This window comes from Mesorhizobium sp. M7A.F.Ca.CA.003.01.2.1 (assembly GCF_003998945.1).
Lineage (GTDB): Bacteria > Pseudomonadota > Alphaproteobacteria > Rhizobiales > Rhizobiaceae > Mesorhizobium > Mesorhizobium ciceri.
The window spans coordinates 1-3,112 of record NZ_RZRA01000698.1 but is presented as its reverse complement, the minus strand read 5'-3'; the positions used below and the strand labels follow the sequence as shown (position 1 = coordinate 3,112).

Sequence of the window (3,112 nt, the reverse complement as noted above, 5' to 3'; positions counted from 1 at the left end):
CGCTACAGCTGCGAAACCAGCGCCGGGATTCCGATGCAGTGGCAGCGTTTTGCACCCTATATCGGCAACATCCCCGGCGAGATCTCAGGCGTTTTCTACGGCGTCTGCCTTAACGGCGATGACGCGGGCAATTTCGACTATGTCGTCGGCGTCGAAGTGTCCGGCTTTGCGGATCTGCCGAAGGACTTCTATCGGGTGCGGGTGCCGGCGCAGAAATATGCGGTGTTCTCGCACCGCGAGCACATCTCATCCATCCGCCGGACGATCAACACGATCTGGAACAGTTGGCTGCCCGACTCCGGTCACGAAATCGCGGATGCACCGGAATTCGAGCGCTATGGACCGGAGTTCGATGCCCACAGCGGCAATGGCGGGCTGGAGATCTGGGTACCGGTGAAGGCGTAGCTCGATCACGCCATCGGCAGCGCCGGCCAGCGATCGATGACCTTTCCGCCGGAAAACACGGCGATCGACCCGAATTGCTGCAGCACGGCCTCGCTCTGCGTCGGCCTTAGAAACGCGTAGTCGCCTGGCCTTGCGGCCGCATCGGCGGGCAAGCCCATGAATTGCTGGTTGGAGGACAGGCCGAGCAGGCCGTTCGTCTTCATGCCTTGGGGGAAGACCGGCTCGGCCATCCACTTGCCGCCATAGAGATAGCAGCCCTTGCGCGGAAACCGGCCGAGCGCCTGCAGCAGGCGGGTGACGGCCGGCGGGCCAGGCAGCATCGGCTCGACCACTTTCAGGATCGGCGTGGCAATGAAGGCCGCCGGCTGGAAGCCTTCTAGGCCTGGCGTATCGAAGTCGCTGGGCAGCACGAAGGCCGAGCCCATCGACACTTCATTGGCCGCGCCGCCACGATGAAGCAGCGCGGTCTTGCTGCCGCCGATGTTGAGGATACGGCGCTGGTCGGCGCCGAGACAGGCGACGAACGCCGCAGCCTGCGCCGACGCCTCCGCCAATGCCTTTGCCGGTCCGCCGAAAAGGCCGGGAATGAGCGGCGCATGCGCCTCGTAGGCCATGACGCCTTCGCAATGCAGCCGGGCCGGCAACGCGCTCAACGCCTTCGACAAGGCCGCGGGATCAGCAAAGCCGCCGCGATGCAGCCCGACATCGATCTCGAAAGCGATGCGCAGGCCGATGCCGAGTTCGTCAGCGAGAGCACCGTATTCCGCCAGTCTCTCCTCGCTGTCGATCAGCCAGCAGACACGCGACCAGTCGGCATCACCCTTCACCAGCGCAGCCCTTGCCGCACCGATCGGCATCGGCTTGCCGTAGAGCAGATCGGCATCCGGAAACGCCTTCAGCACCGCCTCGCTGATCGGCGGGTGGAAGGTCATGAAGCGCTCATGGCGAAGCGCCTTGCCTATATGCGCAAGCAGCGGCAGGCAGGCGAGCGATTTGTCGACCAGCCGCACGGCCAGGCCGGGATCCAGCCTCCCTTTTACCAGGGCAATGTTTCCGTCCAGCCGATCGCGGTCGAGCAGCAGGCAGGGTCGGAAGATGCCGGCGGTCTTCAGCGCATCCGAGAGGGTGGAAAAATAGGTGCTCATCATTCGATGCCGAACAGGCCGGCCATGTAGGGCGACACGAAGCGGTTTTCCGGATCGATGTCGCGGCGCGCCGCCATGGCATCGTCCCAGCGCGGGTAGAGCTTTTTCAGCTCCGCCGCTTTCAGGCTGTGCATCTTGCCCCAATGCGGCCGGCCGCCATATCTGCGGAAGATCGGCTCTGCCGCCCGCATGAACGGCAAAGGATCGTTCGCGGCGTCATGGTGGATGGCGATGGAGCAGGTCAGCCTGTTGTAGAATGGCGAAAGCCAGAACTGGTCCGGCGCGACCGAGCGCACCTCCATCGGGAAATAGACCTCGGGAAAGCGCTTCTCGGTCAGCTCGATGATCTCGGCCAGCGCCTTCGGCCCTTCCTCGAACGGCAAATGATATTCCATCTCGTTGAACTTGGTCTGCCGGTCGCTGGCATAGACGTTGAGCCAGTCCTGCACGTAGTCCTCGGCGGGAAATTTGGCGGCCGCCGATCGGATCAGGCGGCCACGCAGCGATGGCAGCCAGGCAAGTGAAGTGCGCAGCCTGCGCAGTGTCCTCAAACCCGCCTCGTCCTCTTCCGGCGGCCGCGTGGTGGGTGCGGCATCGCTGAAATCGCTGGCGATGAACTGCGCATAGCCGGAAAACGGAATGTAGTAGAATTCGGCCGAGCGATGCGCGGCCATCATCGCCTCGAAATCACGCAGCATCTCGGTGATCGGCAGCACATATTTGCGGCGGCGCAACCGGTAGGTCGCGATGTTGTTCAGCGTCACTTCGGTGAGCACGCCGAAAGCGCCGAGCGCAACACCGATGGCGTGGATCATGTCCCGATCCCCTGCCCGCTTGAAGTCGCGGACCTTGCCAAGGCCGTCGACGATCTGCACCGTCTCCAGCTGCGTGTGATAGGCGCCGAGCGTCGGCCCAGAGCCGTGCGTGGCTGTGCCCAGCGCGCCGCCGATCGCCTGGCGGTCGATATCGCCCATGTTGGGCAGGCCCTGGCCAATTCCTTGCAGGATGTGCATGAGCGGGCCGAGCCGGGTCCCTGCCCGCACCCGCGCCTGATGTTTTTGCGCGTCGTGCGAGACCAGCCCTTCCAGTCTCTCCAGGGACAGGATCGTGCCCTGCGATTTCACCAGCGGTGTGAAGGAATGACCGGCGCCGGCAACGCGCACCGGGCCGGGCGCGGTCCGGACGAGATCACCGAGTTCACCGGCATCGCCGGGGCTGGCGATCAGCTTGGGCTCGGCACTTACGAAGCCCGACCAGTTGCTCCAAGTGTTCGACATGGCGCTCCCCGCTCAGGCAACCGCACGACGGCGACGTGACACAAGAACGAAGAGACCGAGCAGCGCCACGCTTGCCACCGCGCTGGCGGCGGCGAATTCCGGCACCGGCCGGAAATCCTTGCCATCGATGAGCAGCGACGCCGCAATCGGCCCGATCGCCAGGCCGAACAGCTGGGCTGCCGGCACCAGCAGCACAGCGGTGCGCGTCTCGTCGGCGGTGATCGCCAGACGGATCTGGTAGGGCACGATGAACAGCAGGATAAAGCCCATGGCCAGGGCAGCGAC

At 64.6% G+C, this 3,112-nt stretch carries 3 protein-coding genes and 1 pseudogene; 1 reads left to right on the top strand and 3 read right to left on the bottom strand.

Annotated features, from left to right (window positions below; all coding sequences use genetic code 11):
* A partial coding sequence (locus tag EN969_RS23915) for a GyrI-like domain-containing protein (RefSeq protein WP_164758447.1) occupies window positions 1-405 on the top strand: 405 nt, incomplete at its 5' end.
* A 5-nt stretch (window positions 406-410) separates the two neighbouring features.
* Here EN969_RS23915 and EN969_RS23910 read toward each other — a convergent pair.
* From EN969_RS23910 to EN969_RS23900, 3 genes and pseudogenes are all read right to left on the bottom strand, one after another.
* Window positions 411-1,550: an alanine racemase gene (locus EN969_RS23910; RefSeq protein ID WP_063167713.1), complete on the bottom strand. Its 1,140-nt coding sequence runs from the start codon at window positions 1,548-1,550 to the stop codon at window positions 411-413.
* Entirely contained in the window at window positions 1,550-2,827 is a 1,278-nt protein-coding gene (locus tag EN969_RS23905) for a D-arabinono-1,4-lactone oxidase (protein ID WP_024504859.1), read from the bottom strand. Before EN969_RS23905 ends, EN969_RS23910 begins: the two co-directional genes overlap by 1 nt.
* A gap of 12 nt (window positions 2,828-2,839) precedes the next feature.
* Window positions 2,840-3,112, bottom strand: a pseudogene (locus tag EN969_RS23900) (MFS transporter); the annotation flags it as partial.

Bases quoted from the DNA above. Each gene is read 5' to 3' on its own strand.
- EN969_RS23910 (WP_063167713.1), bottom strand. From the start codon at position 1,550: ATGAGCACCTATTTTTCCACCCTCTCGGATGCGCTGAAGACCGCCGGC.
- EN969_RS23905 (WP_024504859.1), bottom strand. From the start codon at position 2,827: ATGTCGAACACTTGGAGCAACTGGTCGGGCTTCGTAAGTGCCGAGCCC.